Consider the following 14,539-nt stretch of genomic DNA (forward strand, 5'->3'; position numbering starts at 1 on the left):
CCTCATGCTGCCAAATCGCCCGGAGCGCGCGACCGGAGCGTCACCTCGACGTGAACGAGCCCACTACTCGCGGTCCTTCCACTCGTTCTCGAGCATCGCGAAGACGAGCTCGTCGGTCCACTCGCCCTTGACGATCTCGTTCTCCCGCAGCCGCGCTTCCTCGCGCATGCCGAGGCGCTGCATGAGCGCGGCGGAGGCGGTGTTGCGGCCGTCGCAGCGGCCGATGATCCGGTGCAGCCCCAGGTCTTCGAAGCCCAGGCGCAGCAGCTCGGTGGCGGCTTCGGCGGCCAGGCCCTTGCCGTGGTGGTCGGGGTGGAAGACGAACCCGATCTCGCCCTGGCGGTGCTCGCTGCTGAGCCATTCGAGGTTCAGGTCGCCGATCAGCTGCCCGGTCTCGGCCAGCTCGACCGCGACGGCCAGGAACTGCCCCTCGTTCGTCAACGTCGAGCTGTGCACCCGTTTCGCGAGCGCGGCGGCCGATTCGGCGCGGCTGCGCGGGCCCCAGTACAGGTAGCGGGCGACGTCGGAGCGGGACTGGAAGGAGTTCAGCGCGTCGAGGTCGTCGGGCGTGAACGGGCGCAGGAGCAGGCGTTCCGTGGTGATCGGGTAGTCGGGCCTGAGCATGGTTCCAGGCTAGCGACGGTTGACCCGTTCGGGGGACAGAACGGCGAAACCGGATCGGCGAAGACGGAGGTCGGATCGCCGGGCGGTCATCGACCGCCGATCGGCGGGATGACCTGCGCAAATGAGCGGTATTGGGGGTACCCCCAGGGGGTCTCTCGAACGCCGTCAAACGCTCGAGCCCGGGCCGGACCGGTGCCCGGGAACCCTGGGGGCCCGGTGACTGCCTGGTATTCGCTATCAGGCAAACACGGGAAGCAGGCGATGAGCCGAAGGTGGCTCCGTTGTATCGCTGCTCAAAGTCCCATCTCGTGCCATCCGCTAGCGGACAGTCACCTCACGAGTCCTGTTGGAATACAACTTAGGACCACCTCCTCTCTCGTGTACCGCCACGCTAAACGAAGTTCCCGCGACCCGGCAACGTCATTTGCCGGATCTCACTTTTCAGGAGAGATTTCCGCACGTCACCGAGGAAGGACGCGTCGCGGAGCGCGAACACGAGGGTCTCCGCGCCGGCCTTGGTGCCCAGCGCGTGGACGGCTCAGGGAGCGAGGTCGCCGCGTTCGGTGCCGGTCCCGTGGAGCGGGGGCTTGAACGACGTCACGGGGTCGGCTCAGCGCGCGGGAGCGGGGCCGGACTGGCACTTCGGGCAGAACCACGTCGGCCGCTGCCGGACGTCGTGGCCCTGCGTGCGCACCAAGGTGGGGCCGCCGCACCGGAAGCAGCCCTGGCGGGTGCGCTCGTAGACCCAGTTCTTCCGGTTGCGGTCGAGGTGGCCGGTGGTGCTCTGGTCGAACCGCCCGGAGACGGCGTTGGCCAGCAGCAGCTTCCGGCCGAGCGCGACCGTCCGCGCGGCGTCCACTTCGGACACCGGCGTCCACGGCGTCACGCCGAGCAGGAAGCACATCTCGCACTTGTACAGGTTCCCGACGCCCGCCATCACGCGCTGGTCGAGCAGCGCCAGCCCCAGCTCGCGGGCCGGCTCGGCGGCCAGCGCGGCCGTCGCCCGGGCCGCGTGCTCGTCCGTCCACTGTGGATCGAGCAGGTCCGGGCCGAGGTGGGCGACGAGGTCGCGTTCCTTCGCCGCGGGCACGAGCTTGAGGTCGTGGACGCGGAACCCGATCACCTGGACGTCGGCCGCGGTCAGGACCACGCGGGCGTGGTGGCCGGGCCGGCGCCACTTCGCGCCGGCCGCGTAGACGTCCCACATGCCGTCCATCATCAGGTGCGAGTGCAGGGTCAGGTCGCCGGAGAAGCGCGTGAACAGGTGCTTGCCGACCGTGCCGACGCCGAGCACGTCGCGCCCGGCGAGGTCCACAGTGGCCAGTTGCGGCACGCGGAACTGCCCGCGCAGCAACGTCTTCCCGGCCAGTGCGCGGTCGAAGCGCTTCCCGACGAGGTAGACGGTGTCACCCTCGGGCACGGCTCACCCCGCGGATTCGGACACCTCGGCCGGAGCCGCCTCGGTCTCCGGCGCCGGACCTTCGGGCCAGTCGGGACCCTCGGGCTCCTCGCCGTGGACGCGGTGGCGCCCGGCGCGGTTGGAGCGCAGGATCTTCGCCAGCACCATGTTGAACGTCAGCGCGATCTCCTGCGCGCCGGGGGAGTGCCACTCGTGGATCGGGCTGCACGCGCCCTGGGCCTGCTGCACGGCCAGCCGGTCGGTGATCGCCGTCGGCATCACCAGCGGGCCGAAGTTCTCGCGCAGCTCGGCGATCCGGAACTGGTGCTCGTAGGAGCGCACGCGCAGCTTGTTGACCAGCACGCCGATCGGGCGCAGGTCCGGGTTGAGCTCCTTGCGGATGTTCTCGATGGCTTCCAGGGCCCGGCGGGCGCCGGCGACGGCGTACATCGTCGGCTCGGTGACGATCAGCGCGCTGTCCGCGGCGACCAGCGCCGACTTCGTCAGCCGGCCCAGCGACGGCGGGCAGTCGAGGATCACCAGCTCGTACGGCGTCTCGCGCAGCGGCTCGCGGTGGAGCTCGTCGAGCGCGCGGGAGAAGTTCGCCAGCCGGTCGCTGTCGGCGTCCGGGTCGTTGAGCAGCTCCAGCTCCTCGGTGCCGACGAGGACGTCGACGTCCTCACTCCACACGCTCGGCGCGATCGCGCGCTCGAGTGTCGCGCGGGTGGGGTCCTCGAGCACGTCGGCGAGGGTGGCGTCGGTGTAGGGCGGGTCGAGCGAGGTCGTGGCGTTGCCCTGCGGGTCCAGGTCGACCACCAGGGTCCGCGTGCCCCTACGCAGGGCGGCGGAGGCCACACCGAGGGCGACCGTCGTCTTGCCGACGCCCCCCTTGAGGCTGAGTACGGCGACCGTGTGCACGAAGCCCAGCCTACGGGTGGTGGCCAGCGGGGCCACCGGGCCAGGCGTCGTGACTCCGGTTCACCCGAAGGGACCAGCCGGGAGAAAAGCCGGACCGGGCACTACTCTGTGCGACATGAAGACGGACACCGTGGCCGCCCGGGGTTCGGGCGCCGTTCGCCGGGTGCTCGAGGCCGAGATCGAGGCCGCCCGCGCCCGGGGCGCCGAGCACCCCGGCGTCGTCGACGTGGGCGGCGGCAGTGGCGGCTGGGCGGTGCCGTTCGCGGCGGCCGGCTGCCAGGTGACCGTCGTGGAGCCGAGCCCCAACGCGCTCGCGACGCTGAAGCGCCGTGCCGAGGAGGAAGGCGTCTCCGATCGCATCACGGTGATCGCCGACGACGCCGACGCGCTCGGCCGCCACATCCCGGCCGGCTCGGCCGACCTCGTGCTGGCGCACGGCCTCCTGGAGATCGTCGACGACCCGGCCGCGGTGCTGGCCGCCCTCGCGGCGGCGGTCGCCCCGGGCGGAGCGGTGTCGGTCCTGGTGGCCAACCGCCACGCGGCGGTGCTGCACCGGGCCCTGGCGGGCCGGGTGGCGGCGGCGCAGCAGCTGCTGACGAGCGTCGACGGCATCGCCCCGGGCGACACGGTCCTGCGCCGCTTCGACGGCGACGGCCTCAAGGCCCAGCTGGAAGCGGCGGGCCTCGAGGTGACCCTGCTGCAGGGCGACCGCGTGATCGCGGACCTGGTCCCGGGCGGCGTCCGCGACGAGGACCTGGCGGCGTTCGAGCAGACGGCGGCCTCGTCCCCGGCACTGCGGAACATCGCGGGCCGCCTCCACGCGCTGGCCCGCCACCCGGCCTGACGCCCTGGCGCGCGGGTTTCGGACGGCGCGCTCGGGTCACACCGTGGTGCCCGCCTCGCCCGCCCGGAACTGTCGGGGGTGGGCGGTAGCGTCCCCCTCGTGGGGCGAAACGCTGAACTTCCCGGCGGCATGGGCCGGTTCCGGGTCCGGCCGGGGGAACCGCTGCCGGACGACGCCGGCTGCGGGCTGCTGCATGTCGACATGGATGCTTTCTTCGTGTCCGTCGAGCTGCGGACGCGACCTGAGCTGGCCAGCAGGCCCGTCGTCGTGTCCGGGGGTGGCCCGCGGGCCGTCGTGGCCGCCGCGAACTACCCGGCGCGCAAGTTCGGCGTGCGCTCGGCGATGCCGTTCTCGACCGCGAAACGCCTCTGCCCGCACCTGATCAACATCCCGCCGACCGCGGGCCTCTACGGCGAGGTCTCCCGCGGCGTGATGGGCATCTTCCGCGACCTCACCCCGCTCGTCGAGCCGCTCAGCCTCGACGAAGCCTTCCTGGACGTCAGCGGCGCGCTACGCCGCCTCGGCGCGACGCCGGCCCAGCTCGGCGCGCGGATCCGCGACCGCGTCGCGGCCGAACACGGCATCACCTGCTCGGTCGGCGTCGCGAAGGTCAAGTTCGTCGCGAAGCTCGCTTCGGGCATGGCGAAGCCGGACGGCATGGTCGTCGTGCCCGCCGCGGAGACCCTGGCGTTCCTGCACCCGCTGCCCGTCTCGGCGCTGTGGGGCGTCGGCGCCCGCACCGAGGAGCACCTGCGGCGGCTCGGCCTTGACACCATCGCCGACGTCGCCGCGTTCCCGCCCGACCGGCTGCGCAAGTCGCTCGGCGTCGCGGCCGGCGAGCACCTCTACCGGCTGGCCCGCGGCATCGACGAACGCGAGGTCGTCACCGAGTCGCCGGACAAGTCGATCGGCGCCGAGCACACCTTCGACGTCGACCGGCACGACCGCGCCGAGGTCGGCCTCGAGCTGCTGCGCCTGGCCGAGCGGGTCGGCGCCACGCTGCGCGGGCGGGAGGTGCGCGGCCGGACCGTCTCGATCAAGGTGCGGTTCGCGGACTTCCGGACCATCACCCGGGCCCGCACGCTCGTCTCGGCCACCGACGTCGCCCGCGAGATCCACGCCGTCGCCGTGGCGTTGCTCACGGAGCACGCGCCGACCGGCGCCGTCCGGCTGATCGGCGTCCGGGTCGAAGGGCTCGAAACCGGCGAAGCGGGCGAGCAGCTCGTGTTCGATTCACCGGCGCCGCGGTGGCGGGACGCCGAGGTCGCGGCCGACGTCGCCCGCTCGAAGTTCGGCTCCGCGGCCATCCGGCCGGCCTCACTCCTGGCGCCGCGGGAGCCCTGAACCGGTCACGATCGGCGATCGTGACGGTCCGTCAGCCCCCTTCGGCCCGGATTTACCCCAATTCGATCCCTTCTGGATGCGGGATCGGGTAGTCGTCCGGGCGCGGGCCTCGTATCCTGGACAGTGCCACCCCGCCTGGGGTTGGCTGTTGGGTCCAGAACGTTGCGCGGCCCGGCGCCCGCGACAGCTGTGCCGGAGGAGGAAAGATGCCACTCTCCGAGCATGAGCAGCGGCTGCTCGATCAGATCGAGCGCGAGCTCTATGCCGAGGACCCCAAGTTCGCATCCACGGTGCGTGGCACCCGGTTGCGTCGCCCCGCTCGCCGACGGCGTATTCAGGGCATCGCCCTGTTCGTAGTGGGCGTGGCCCTGCTGGTGCTGGGCGTGGTGGTGCCGCAGTTCCGGGTGGCCGACATCCCGCTGATCAGCGTGCTCGGGTTCCTCGTGATGTTCTTCGGGGTCATGTTGGCCGTCACATCGATCCGGCACGGCGCCGAATCGGACGGCAAGGGCGGTGGACCGGGCTCACGAGGCGGCAAGCAGCAAGGCCGCCGCAGCTCGTTCACCCAGCGGATGGAGGAGCGCTTCCGCCAGCGCTTCGAAGAGCAGTAGCGCCGCAAGACCACGAGATCCGCGTCCCGCCCGCCCGGTGGGACGCGGATCTTCTTGTGTGCTCAGCTACGTTTGAGGACCGGCTCGCCGTCGCGGTGACCGTCGGTGACCCCCCGGACGGGTGAGCCCCGCGTGCCCCGCTCCGCGACCCGCGTGACCAGCCCCGGATCCCGCGTGATCAGGGGCGAAACTCACGTGATTCCCGGCGGATCTCGCGTGCTGCCTGGAACGGTCAGTCGCGGTTGCGGAAGATCGAGCGCGGGAAGAGGCGGCCCTTCCAGGACAGCGGGGCGTTGCGGTGCAGGCTCCGGCGCAGGTGGTCGAACGCCGACGGAAGCGTCGGGTCGCTTTCGCCGTCCTGGCCGTACCAGGAGCGCTCCACGACCCCGATGACCGTGCGCAGGCCTTCGCGGCCTTCGTCGTCGAGGTGGTGCTTCTTCGCCAGCTTCTGCCCGGCCACCCGGACCGTGTCGCCCGGCGGGATGGGCAGCCCGCGGTCGGCGCACTCGGCCCGCAGCTCCGACCACGCCGCGTCCGCCGCGCCCGGCCGTTGCCCGACGATCTCCTGCAGCCGTCGCCGCCGGCCGACGTCGCGGGCCGCCGACGGGCCGAGCAACGCGGCCAGCAGCAGCACCACGATCAAGCCGAACCACCACGACAGCAGCGACGAGAGCACGCCCAGCACGGCCACCCACAGCACCGTGGTGATCAGCGGCATCCAGTTCGTCAGCACCGCCCCGAGCCCGGTCCGGGCCGGCGCGCTCTCCGGCGTGACCCCCGGCCGTCTCCGGTAGAGGATTCCGCCGACGACCACCAGCAGGGTCGCCAGGATCGCGAAGCCGACCAGCACGTACACCAGGATCCACGCCCAGGCGGGCGTGCCGTCGTCGGTCTGCTGGGTGTCCTGGGCCTGCGCGTTCGGCCCGGTGTCGCGGGGCACGCCGGTCGGCGCGGCGCTCGACTGCACGGTGCTCGGCGCGACCTGCGTGTCGTCCGGCTGGTCGCCGTTCTCGCCGCCGGCCTGCAGGTACGACGGGGTGATGCCGCGGCCGTCGGACAGCGGGGTCGGGTCGAACGTGACCCAGCCCTTGTCGCCGAAGTACACCTCGACCCACGCGTGCGCGTCCTGCGTGGTGATCGACAGGTAGTCGTTGACCGGGACGCCCGGGGTGAAGCCGATCGCCACCCGCGACGGGATGTTCGCCACCCGCAGCATCACGGCCATCGCCGAGGCGAACTGCTCGCAGAAGCCCCGCTTGCCCTTGAGGATGAAGTCGGCGAGGGCGTCGGCGTCGTTGGCCGGCGCGGTCTGCGTGTCGTAGACGAAGCCGTTCTGCGCGGTGAAGTACTGCCAGATCGCGCTGGCCCGGTCGAAGTCGTTGGACTTGCCCGCGATCAGCTGGTCGGTCTTCGCGCGGACGCGGTCGTCGACCCGCTCGAGCTGGGTGTAGCGCGGCGGGAGGTCGTCGACCTTGTCGGTGACGCGCAGCTCCTGCGCCGTCGGCTCCTTCAGCGACGCGTATTCGGTGTAGGACGGCGGCACCTCGCTGCGCGTGGTGAACACCGTGCCGCTGACCTGGTCGTAGAGGTAGCCGCTGCCCGCACCGTCGATCGCGCGCGGCGCGCCGTAGACCGGCAGCCAGTTGTCGCGCCAGCTCGTCGGCTCGACGTCGACCCGCCGGGCCGGGCCGGCGCCGTCGTCGCCCGGGGCGGGCGGCAGCTGCGGCGTGATCGGGATGCCCTGCTGCGACCGGCCGTCGTCGTGGATGCCCCAGCCCTTGTTGGGGTAGTAGGTGTCGAGCGTCATCGCGCGCAGCAGCCGCCGGTCCGTGCCGAGGCCGCGGACCTTGAACAGCTCCCGGTTCGCGCCCTGGTCGAGCATGCCGCGCAGCTCGGTGAACGGCTGGATGCCGAACCCGCCGGCGCCCGCGCCGGGGCCGTCGCCGCCGTTGCCGAACGGGATCCGCCCGACCGTGCCGACCCAGGTGATCGCCCCGCCGAAGAGGCCGAGCACGACCGCCGCGGCCACGACCGCGACCGGCGCCGACAGCACACCCGGCTTGCCGCTGCGCCCGGGGGCGTCGCGGGTGCGCCAGCGCTGGTGCCGGTGGTTGCCGTCGACGGCGAGCAGGCCGGCGAACGCGGCCCCGCCGAGCAGGAACGTCCACCAGGGCAGCATGTCCTCGGACAGCGCGGCCGGCACGGCGTAGACGCAGAGCAGCACGAGCCCGGTCGCGGCGGGCGCCGCGGCGGCCACCGTCAGCGTGTCGACCAGGACGGCGACCAGGCCGATCAGGATCGTGATGAGGCAGAGGATCGGCTGGCTGCCCTCGACCGGCGGCAGCCCGACGCGGATCTGCTCGGCCGCCGCCGAGAGCGTGTTCCCGAGCTCGGTGAAGGCGTCCGGGCCCGGCACGACCAGCAGGATGCCGTGCGTGGTGAAGGCGCCGGTGATGAGGAAGAGCAGGACCAGCAGCTGGCCGAGGCCGACCAGCACGGTCGGCACCTGCAGCGAGCGCAGCGCGAGCCCGGTGGCGCCGATCAGCAGGACGGCGACGAACAGGTAGCCGAACCAGGCCAGGCCGGCCACGACGCTGGTCACCGACGTCGCCGCGCACAGCGTCGCGATCGCGGCGCAGGCCGGGGCGAGCAGGCTGGCGCGCCACGCGGAGAGCGGGTGCTGGGAGGACGGACGACGGGGCGGGGTGGCCGACGGACGCGGCGGGGCGGCGGTGCTCATCGGTTCCCGCCGATCAGGGTGCCGCGGCGGGCGCCCGCCTGGCAGAGCTCGGCCCACACCTGCGGCATCGGCGAGCCGGGGCCGGCGATCACCACACCCCAGCCGGCCGCGCGCAGCAGCGCGGCCGAGTCCTCGGTGGCGGCGGCCCGCTGCTCGGGCGCGCTCACCCCGGCCGACCACGTGGGCGTGTCGAGCAGGACGGCGAGGCTGCGGATGCCGCGCGGGCGGAACTGGGTCAGCTCGTGGACGGCTTCGGTGCTGACGGTGCCGAGCACGGCGATCAGCTCCTGGCCGTCGGCCGGGTCGCGGGCCAGCGTGATGTCGCGCTGGTGCGCCGGCTGCAGCGCGGCGAGCGCGTCGAGCACGATGTGGTCGTAGTGGTCGCCGCCGTCGCCGGGGGTGTCGGCCAGCGTGACGCCGTGCTCGCTGACCAGCCGGACGCGGTGCCCGGCGCGGCGCAGGTGCAGCGCGGCCGACGCGGTGAACGACACCGCCCACTCCAGGCTGGCGGCGGGACCGGAGCCGTGGTGCGCGGCGGCGCGGTTGTCGAGCAGCACCGTGGTGCCGCCGCGCCAGGGCCGTTCCTCGACGCGGACCATGATCTCGTCGCGGCGGGCGGTCGAGCGCCAGTGCACCTTCCGCAGGTCGTCGCCCTGGCGGTACTGCCGGACGATGACGTCGGCCTCGCCCTGCCCGGCGTGCAGCCGGACGGTGCCGTCGTCGCCGACGCCGATGCCCGCGCCGCTCGGCAGCCCCCACAGCGCGACGACGCGGGGGACGACGACCAGCCGCGAGTGCCCGATCAGCTCGCGTTCGAACTCGCACAGCCCGAACGGGTCGGTGATCGTCGCGCGCAGCGGCCCGACCTGCTGGATCCCGCGCAGCACCGGCTGCAGCGGGTAGCGCAGCGCGACGCGCCTGTCGTGCGGGAGCCGTTCGACGACGAACCGCGGCCGCGAGCCCAGCGCGTACGGCACGCCGTCCTCGAGCAGGATCTCGCCGGCCGGCAGCCGCCCGCTGCGCCACAGCTCCAGCTGCACCTCGCCGTTCGCGCCGACCGCGACGCGCTGGGGGTGCAGCGCCCGGGTGGCGCCGATCCGCAGCCGGGTCGCCGAGATGAACACGGCGACCAGCAGCGGCAGGGCCACCACGAAGACGGCGACCCGCAGCAGGTCGCGTTCGTTGAGGACGAACGAGCACACCGCGGCCGCGAGCCCCGCGGCCAGCAGGCATCGGCCGCGGGTGGTCAGGCCGGACAGGGCACGCAGCATGCGGTTCTCTTCACCTTCGCCGAAGGGACTACTGGCGCGGGCCGGAGCCCTGGGGCACCGGGACGCGGTGCAGGACCGCCCGCACGACGTCGGTCGCCGAGCGGCGGGCCGCGTGGGCCTCGGTGGTGAGCATGAGGCGGTGCGCCAGCACGGGGACCGCGACGGTGTGCAGGTCGTCCGGGACGACGTAGTCGCGGCCCGACAGCGCCGCCTGGGCGCGCGCCGCGCGGACCAGGTGCAGCGTCGCGCGCGGGGACGCGCCGAGCCGGATCTCCGGCAGCTGCCGCGTCGTCGCGACCAGGTCGACCGCGTAGCGGCGGACCTCGGGGGCCAGGTGCACGCCGCGGACCGTCTCGATCAGCCGGTGCACGGTCTCGCCGTCGGAGACCGGCTGCAGGTCCTCGATCGGGTTGTGCCCGGCGTGCTCGTCGACCATGGCCAGCTCGGCCTGCTGGTCGGGGTAGCCGATGGAGACCCGCGCGGTGAAGCGGTCGCGCTGGGCTTCGGGCAGCGCGTACGTGCCTTCCATCTCGATCGGGTTCTGCGTGGCGATCACCATGAACGGCTCTTCGAGCTTGTAGGTCGAGGTGTCGACGGTGACCTGGTGCTCTTCCATGCACTCCAGCAGCGCCGACTGCGTCTTCGGCGAGGCGCGGTTGATCTCGTCGCCCACCACGATGTTCGCGAACACCGGGCCGGGGCGGAAGTCGAACTCGCCGGACTGGCGGTTGTAGATGGAGACGCCGGTGACGTCGCTCGGCAGCAGGTCCGGGGTGAACTGGATGCGGCTGACCGTGCAGTCGATGGACCGGGCCAGCGCCTTGGCCAGCGACGTCTTCCCGACGCCGGGCACGTCCTCGACCAGCAGGTGGCCCTCGGCGAGCAGGGTGACCAGTGCGATCCGGATGACGTCGGGTTTGCCGACCAGCACCCGTTCCACGTTGGCGGCGATCTTCCGGGCGGCCTCGTGCAGTTCGTCCAGCGACACTCTGCCCGGCCGGGCGTTCACCCGGCCGTTGCCCGAGGCGTCCGCCGGATAAGGCGGTCGCCCGGATGCCTGCTCGCCCGATCCGGGCGTCGCAGACTGGATTCTCGACGTCACTCGACCTCCTGGTGGCGCATGGCTGGGCGCGGAGTGCGCACCAGCCGGGCCGGTCGGCCCCCTGGCTGCTGTCCGCGCAGCGACCAGCCTTCCATCCAGTGTGTCAAACCCGGGCGAACCGAGGGGCGGAACCCCGCGAAGCCGCCGGCCGGACAGTCGCGATGGCGGTCGATGACACTGCGCAAGCAGGGACGATACTCCGATCGGGTGCAGTGTCACCCGATTCCGGGTGCTCCTGCTGACGCCCTGCACTGTCGTACGCTCTTCTTGTCAGAGGTCGCCCGACTGTTTCCGCTTTCGGAGAGGCGTAACCGCTTATGAGCGAGGTGCGAACGCAGCCGCCGTTCGACGTCCGCGGGTTCGCGGTCGCGCCCGAGCTGGCGACCGACGCCTACGCGAAGCTCGGCCAGCTGCAGGACGTCGTCGGCGAGATGGTCCGCGAGGCCAAGGTGCTCGGCCGCAGCGTCCCGCTGGGCGGCGGGTACGCCGGGGAGATCGGCAAGTTCATGGCCGAGTACGGCATCGGCGGGCAGGGCTCGGCCGTGCAGCAGCTGACCGCGTTCGGCAAGGAGCTCGAGACGCTCAAGCACCGGATCGGCCAGGCGCTGGCGAAGTACCAGCACGCCGACGAGACGGCGGCCGACGGCGTGGACTGCACGGGTGGCTGACAGCGTGCACAAGAAGTATCTGTGGGCGCCGGCCCTCTTGCTGCTCGCCGCTTGCGGACAGCAACCCGCGCTGCCGGCCGTCGCGGGCGGCGCCTCCACCGTGGCGCCGTCGACGTCGCGACCCCCGGCCGAGCCCGGCACGCTGGCCGCGCTCGACCCGTGCACGCTGCTCTCGCCGCAAGACCGCTCCAGCGCCGGGGTGAGCGTGCTCGGCAAGCCCAAGGACATCGCCGGCGCGCGGGCGTGCGACTGGACGGTGCCCGCGAGCTTCGGCGTCACCGTGACCCTCGACGAGCGCAACGGCCTGGCCGACCTCGCCGTCGCGAAGAAGACGGCCACCAGGACCACGGTCGGCGCCCACCCGGCGCTGCGCGTCTCGGACAAGAAGGCCGCCGACGGCACCTGCGCCGTGCTGCTCGGAGTGGGGGACTCCGGCAGCGTCCAGGTCGACGTCAGCAACTCCGGCTTCACCGACACCACGCTCGCGTGCCGTCGCGCGGGCACGGTGGCCGGGCTGGTCGAACCCAAGCTGCCCTGACCCGACGACCGGAAGGTGTGCCGTGCCCGACGCCGAACCCCCCGTCCCCGCCGCGCGGTACGAGTCCTACAGCCACGAGGCGATGGCCGCCGAGGTCGAGCGGGACAACGACCCGGTCGCCGCGGGCGAGGTGGGTGCCCGCTGGGACGGGCTCGCGAAGCGGCTGCACGAGTCGACCGCCGACCTGGCCGCGTTGATCGCCGGCACGCACGAGACCTGGCAGGGGCCGGGCGGTGACGCGGCGCGCGCTTCGCTCGGCCGGGCCGCGCAGTGGCTGTCGCACTCCGCCGCCGTGTCGGCGTCGGTCGGCACCGCGGTCGGCGCGCAGGCGGACGCGGCCGCGCGGGCCCGGGCCGACATGCCGCCGCCGGTGACCTACGACCCGGCGGCGATGATCCGCGACGCCGCCGGCGCCGGCAACATCCTCGTGCTGGCCGGGCTGGCCGACGAGATGGAGGCGCGCCGCGCCGAGGCGGAAGCCGCGCGGCAGAAGGCGATCGACGTCCTCCGGACCCGGGACACGGCCCTGCACGGGCACGTCCCGGCCGAGACGTTCGCGGCCCCGCCGGCGCTGGGGCAGGCTTGATCCGCGTCTCCGCGTCGGCGTTCGACATCCTCTGGACGGACCTCGGCCACGACCGGCCGCCGGAGCCGCTCGGCGTGCGCAGCGTCGGCGGCACCGACGAGGAGCGCGAAGGGGTCCGCAAGGCGGTGTACGAGAACCTCGCCGGGCGCGGGCTCTACGACGGGACCCGGCTGGAACCCGTGCTGGCGCACCGGCTGGAGCTGCTCGCGGCGGGGGAGGTGTTCGTCGCCTGCGAGGCGCTGGCCGACATGACGGCGGCGGTGCCGTTCCGCGCGGTGGCGGCGGTCCGCGGCCGCCGCGGCGTGCTGGCGACCCAGCCGGAGCAGACGATCAGCCTGGACGGCATCCGCGAAAGCGAGCTGTGCACGGCGATCGTCGACGTCCTGCCGGAGCTGACGGCGGGCCCGGGCTACGGCGTCAGCCTCGCCGCGGCCGCGCTCGCCACCGGCGTCGAAGACCCGGTGTTCGCCGAGCGCGGCGCCCGCTCGGCGGCGTCGTCGGCCCAGCTGCGGGAGGTGCTGGCGATCCAGGCCCGCCCGGTGTACGCGGCGGGCCAGTTCAGCGTCAGCCGCCGGGCCGCCTCGGGCCGGGTCGAGCGCACGGGCGGCTTGACGTGGTTCGACACCGACGTCGGCGCCTACTGCGCGACGAAGACCGCGGGCCGCGGCGGGCAGGAGTGGGTGACCGTCACCCCGGTCGACAGCGCCCGCCTCGCGTCCCGCGTCGCCGCCCTGCTCACCCCCGAAGCCTGACCCGGGTGCCCGAAGGGGCACGAACCGTGGCCGGACGGGCAGTCCCCGTGATCGAAGCGCCGGCACGCGTGAGTGAAGAGTCAGCACGCGTGATTGGGGGGTCGACACGACGGCGGGAGGTGTGTCGACCCCCCAATCACGTGAGTCGGCGTTCCAGACACGCGTGTTGACCCTCTGGTCACGCGAGTTACGGGTTCCGTCACGTCGGTGTGCTGGTCACCCGGGTTCCCCGCTTCGCGCCACCCGCGTCCCCACCGGACCCCACCCGGATCCCCACCGCACCCCACCGGAGTCCCCACCCGGCCCCACGGCGGGTGGTACTGGTTCTTTCGCGGCCGTTATGCGGACGTTTCGGGGGCAGCTGAGGTTGCTTTGGTCCACCACCGCGGGGGATCTTGGCCACGGTGCCCCACCGCACCCCCCACTCACCCCCACCTTGCTGACCAGCGCAAACGGGAGACACGACGGAGTGAGACGCGGTTTTGTCGCGTTGACTGTGGTGAAAAGTGGGGTACGGTGGTGACCAGTGGGGCGGAAGGGAAGCCCCGGAGCCGCAGCCAGTGGTCCGCCACCGGATGCGGTAGGGAGGTGGAGGCCGTGTTCCTCGGCACCCACACCCCGAAGCTGGACGACAAAGGGCGGCTCGCGCTGCCCGCGAAGTTCCGCGACGCCTTGGCCGGCGGGCTGATGCTCACGAAGGGGCAGGACCACTGTCTCTTCGTCTTCCCCCGCGCCGAGTTCGAGCAGATGGCGCGCAAGGTCGCCGAGGCCCCGTTCACGAACGAGGCCGTCCGGGCCTACCAGCGTTACCTGTTCGCCGGGACGGACGAGCAACGCCCTGACGGGCAGGGGCGCATCAGCATCGCGCCCGAGCTCCGCCGCTACGCGGGGCTCAGCAAGGAATGCGTGGTGATCGGGGCGATCACCAGGCTGGAGATCTGGGACGCCGAAGCGTGGCAGGGGTACCTGGAGGAACACGAAGACAGCTACGCGAAGGCTCGAGAGGAAGTACTGCCGGGCGTCTTCTAGGCGCGTGGTCGCGGTGCACCCACGTCGTCGGGGGACGGGGGTACGCCACCGCCCGCGCACCGTGGAGACGCCCACCCGGATGCCGTGAGGCCTCTGTCCGCTCAATGGCCCTG

Annotated in this window: 14 protein-coding genes; 8 read left to right on the top strand and 6 right to left on the bottom strand. The window is 72.9% G+C overall.

Annotated elements, in window-relative coordinates; translation table 11 throughout:
- Positions 1-63: 63 nt before the first annotated feature.
- From OHS58_RS02755 to OHS58_RS02765, 3 genes are all read right to left on the bottom strand, one after another.
- Positions 64-624 (bottom strand): GNAT family N-acetyltransferase, encoded by a 561-nt coding sequence (locus OHS58_RS02755; protein WP_326943031.1) that lies wholly within the window; start codon positions 622-624, stop codon positions 64-66.
- 610 nt (positions 625-1,234) lie between these two features.
- Positions 1,235-2,044 (bottom strand): DNA-formamidopyrimidine glycosylase family protein, encoded by an 810-nt coding sequence (locus tag OHS58_RS02760; protein WP_326943030.1) that lies wholly within the window; start codon positions 2,042-2,044, stop codon positions 1,235-1,237.
- Positions 2,045-2,047: 3 nt separating this feature from the next.
- A complete protein-coding gene (locus OHS58_RS02765) occupies positions 2,048-2,941 on the bottom strand; it encodes a ParA family protein (RefSeq protein ID WP_326943029.1) in 894 nt (297 codons plus the stop codon).
- Positions 2,942-3,056: 115 nt separating this feature from the next.
- Between OHS58_RS02765 and OHS58_RS02770 the strand changes: the two genes are divergently transcribed.
- The 3 genes from OHS58_RS02770 to OHS58_RS02780 all read left to right on the top strand — a co-directional run bounded on the left by OHS58_RS02770 (position 3,057) and on the right by OHS58_RS02780 (position 5,740).
- Positions 3,057-3,785 carry a class I SAM-dependent methyltransferase gene (locus OHS58_RS02770; RefSeq protein ID WP_328647025.1) on the top strand — a complete coding sequence of 243 codons (729 nt, stop codon included), beginning with the start codon at positions 3,057-3,059 and terminating at the stop codon, positions 3,783-3,785.
- Between the two features lie 129 nt (positions 3,786-3,914).
- The gene (gene dinB, locus OHS58_RS02775; RefSeq protein ID WP_328649761.1) at positions 3,915-5,129 is read left to right on the top strand and encodes a DNA polymerase IV; all 1,215 of its coding nucleotides are present in this window, start codon (positions 3,915-3,917) and stop codon (positions 5,127-5,129) included.
- Between the two features lie 206 nt (positions 5,130-5,335).
- Complete coding sequence (locus OHS58_RS02780) at positions 5,336-5,740, top strand: DUF3040 domain-containing protein (RefSeq protein ID WP_326943027.1); 405 nt, start codon at positions 5,336-5,338, stop codon at positions 5,738-5,740.
- Positions 5,741-5,972: 232 nt separating this feature from the next.
- Here the strand turns inward: OHS58_RS02780 and OHS58_RS02785 are convergent, their stop codons facing one another.
- Genes OHS58_RS02785 through OHS58_RS02795 form a run of 3 tightly spaced genes read right to left on the bottom strand, consistent with a single transcriptional unit; the run spans position 5,973 to position 10,853 of the window.
- On the bottom strand, positions 5,973-8,480 hold the full coding sequence (locus OHS58_RS02785) for a DUF3488 and transglutaminase-like domain-containing protein (RefSeq protein WP_328647026.1): 2,508 nt from the start codon (positions 8,478-8,480) through the stop codon (positions 5,973-5,975).
- A complete protein-coding gene (locus OHS58_RS02790; protein ID WP_326951454.1) occupies positions 8,477-9,751 on the bottom strand; it encodes a DUF58 domain-containing protein in 1,275 nt (424 codons plus the stop codon). The genes OHS58_RS02785 and OHS58_RS02790 overlap by 4 nt, the downstream gene beginning before the upstream one ends.
- 28 nt (positions 9,752-9,779) lie before the next feature.
- The gene (locus OHS58_RS02795; protein WP_247054601.1) at positions 9,780-10,853 is read right to left on the bottom strand and encodes an AAA family ATPase; all 1,074 of its coding nucleotides are present in this window, start codon (positions 10,851-10,853) and stop codon (positions 9,780-9,782) included.
- A gap of 317 nt (positions 10,854-11,170) precedes the next feature.
- On the opposite strand from OHS58_RS02795, the gene OHS58_RS02800 reads away from it, so the two are divergent.
- The 5 genes from OHS58_RS02800 (at position 11,171) to mraZ (ending at position 14,426) form a co-directional block, all read left to right on the top strand.
- Positions 11,171-11,521: a hypothetical protein gene (locus tag OHS58_RS02800; RefSeq protein WP_247054599.1), complete on the top strand. Its 351-nt coding sequence runs from the start codon at positions 11,171-11,173 to the stop codon at positions 11,519-11,521.
- Entirely contained in the window at positions 11,514-12,059 is a 546-nt protein-coding gene (locus tag OHS58_RS02805; RefSeq protein ID WP_328647027.1) for a DUF3558 domain-containing protein, read from the top strand. Before OHS58_RS02800 ends, OHS58_RS02805 begins: the two co-directional genes overlap by 8 nt.
- 82 nt (positions 12,060-12,141) lie before the next feature.
- The gene (locus OHS58_RS02810; RefSeq protein ID WP_326951601.1) at positions 12,142-12,645 is read left to right on the top strand and encodes a PPE domain-containing protein; all 504 of its coding nucleotides are present in this window, start codon (positions 12,142-12,144) and stop codon (positions 12,643-12,645) included.
- Positions 12,642-13,397 (top strand): ESX secretion-associated protein EspG, encoded by a 756-nt coding sequence (locus tag OHS58_RS02815; protein WP_328647028.1) that lies wholly within the window; start codon positions 12,642-12,644, stop codon positions 13,395-13,397. The genes OHS58_RS02810 and OHS58_RS02815 overlap by 4 nt, the downstream gene beginning before the upstream one ends.
- A gap of 597 nt (positions 13,398-13,994) precedes the next feature.
- Positions 13,995-14,426 carry a division/cell wall cluster transcriptional repressor MraZ gene (gene mraZ, locus OHS58_RS02820; protein WP_247054593.1) on the top strand — a complete coding sequence of 144 codons (432 nt, stop codon included), beginning with the start codon at positions 13,995-13,997 and terminating at the stop codon, positions 14,424-14,426.
- Positions 14,427-14,539: the final 113 nt, after the last annotated feature.

The organism is Amycolatopsis sp. NBC_00348 (genome assembly GCF_036114655.1).
Classification (GTDB): Bacteria; Actinomycetota; Actinomycetes; order Mycobacteriales; family Pseudonocardiaceae; genus Amycolatopsis.

Coding starts and splice junctions, on each gene's coding strand:
- OHS58_RS02780 (WP_326943027.1), top strand. CDS start 5,336: ATGCCACTCTCCGAGCATGAGCAGCGGCTGCTCGATCAGATCGAGCGC.
- OHS58_RS02770 (WP_328647025.1), top strand. CDS start 3,057: ATGAAGACGGACACCGTGGCCGCCCGGGGTTCGGGCGCCGTTCGCCGG.
- OHS58_RS02755 (WP_326943031.1), bottom strand. CDS start 624: ATGCTCAGGCCCGACTACCCGATCACCACGGAACGCCTGCTCCTGCGC.
- OHS58_RS02790 (WP_326951454.1), bottom strand. CDS start 9,751: ATGCTGCGTGCCCTGTCCGGCCTGACCACCCGCGGCCGATGCCTGCTG.
- dinB (WP_328649761.1), top strand. CDS start 3,915: ATGGGCCGGTTCCGGGTCCGGCCGGGGGAACCGCTGCCGGACGACGCC.
- OHS58_RS02810 (WP_326951601.1), top strand. CDS start 12,142: ATGGCCGCCGAGGTCGAGCGGGACAACGACCCGGTCGCCGCGGGCGAG.
- OHS58_RS02800 (WP_247054599.1), top strand. CDS start 11,171: ATGAGCGAGGTGCGAACGCAGCCGCCGTTCGACGTCCGCGGGTTCGCG.
- OHS58_RS02785 (WP_328647026.1), bottom strand. CDS start 8,480: ATGAGCACCGCCGCCCCGCCGCGTCCGTCGGCCACCCCGCCCCGTCGT.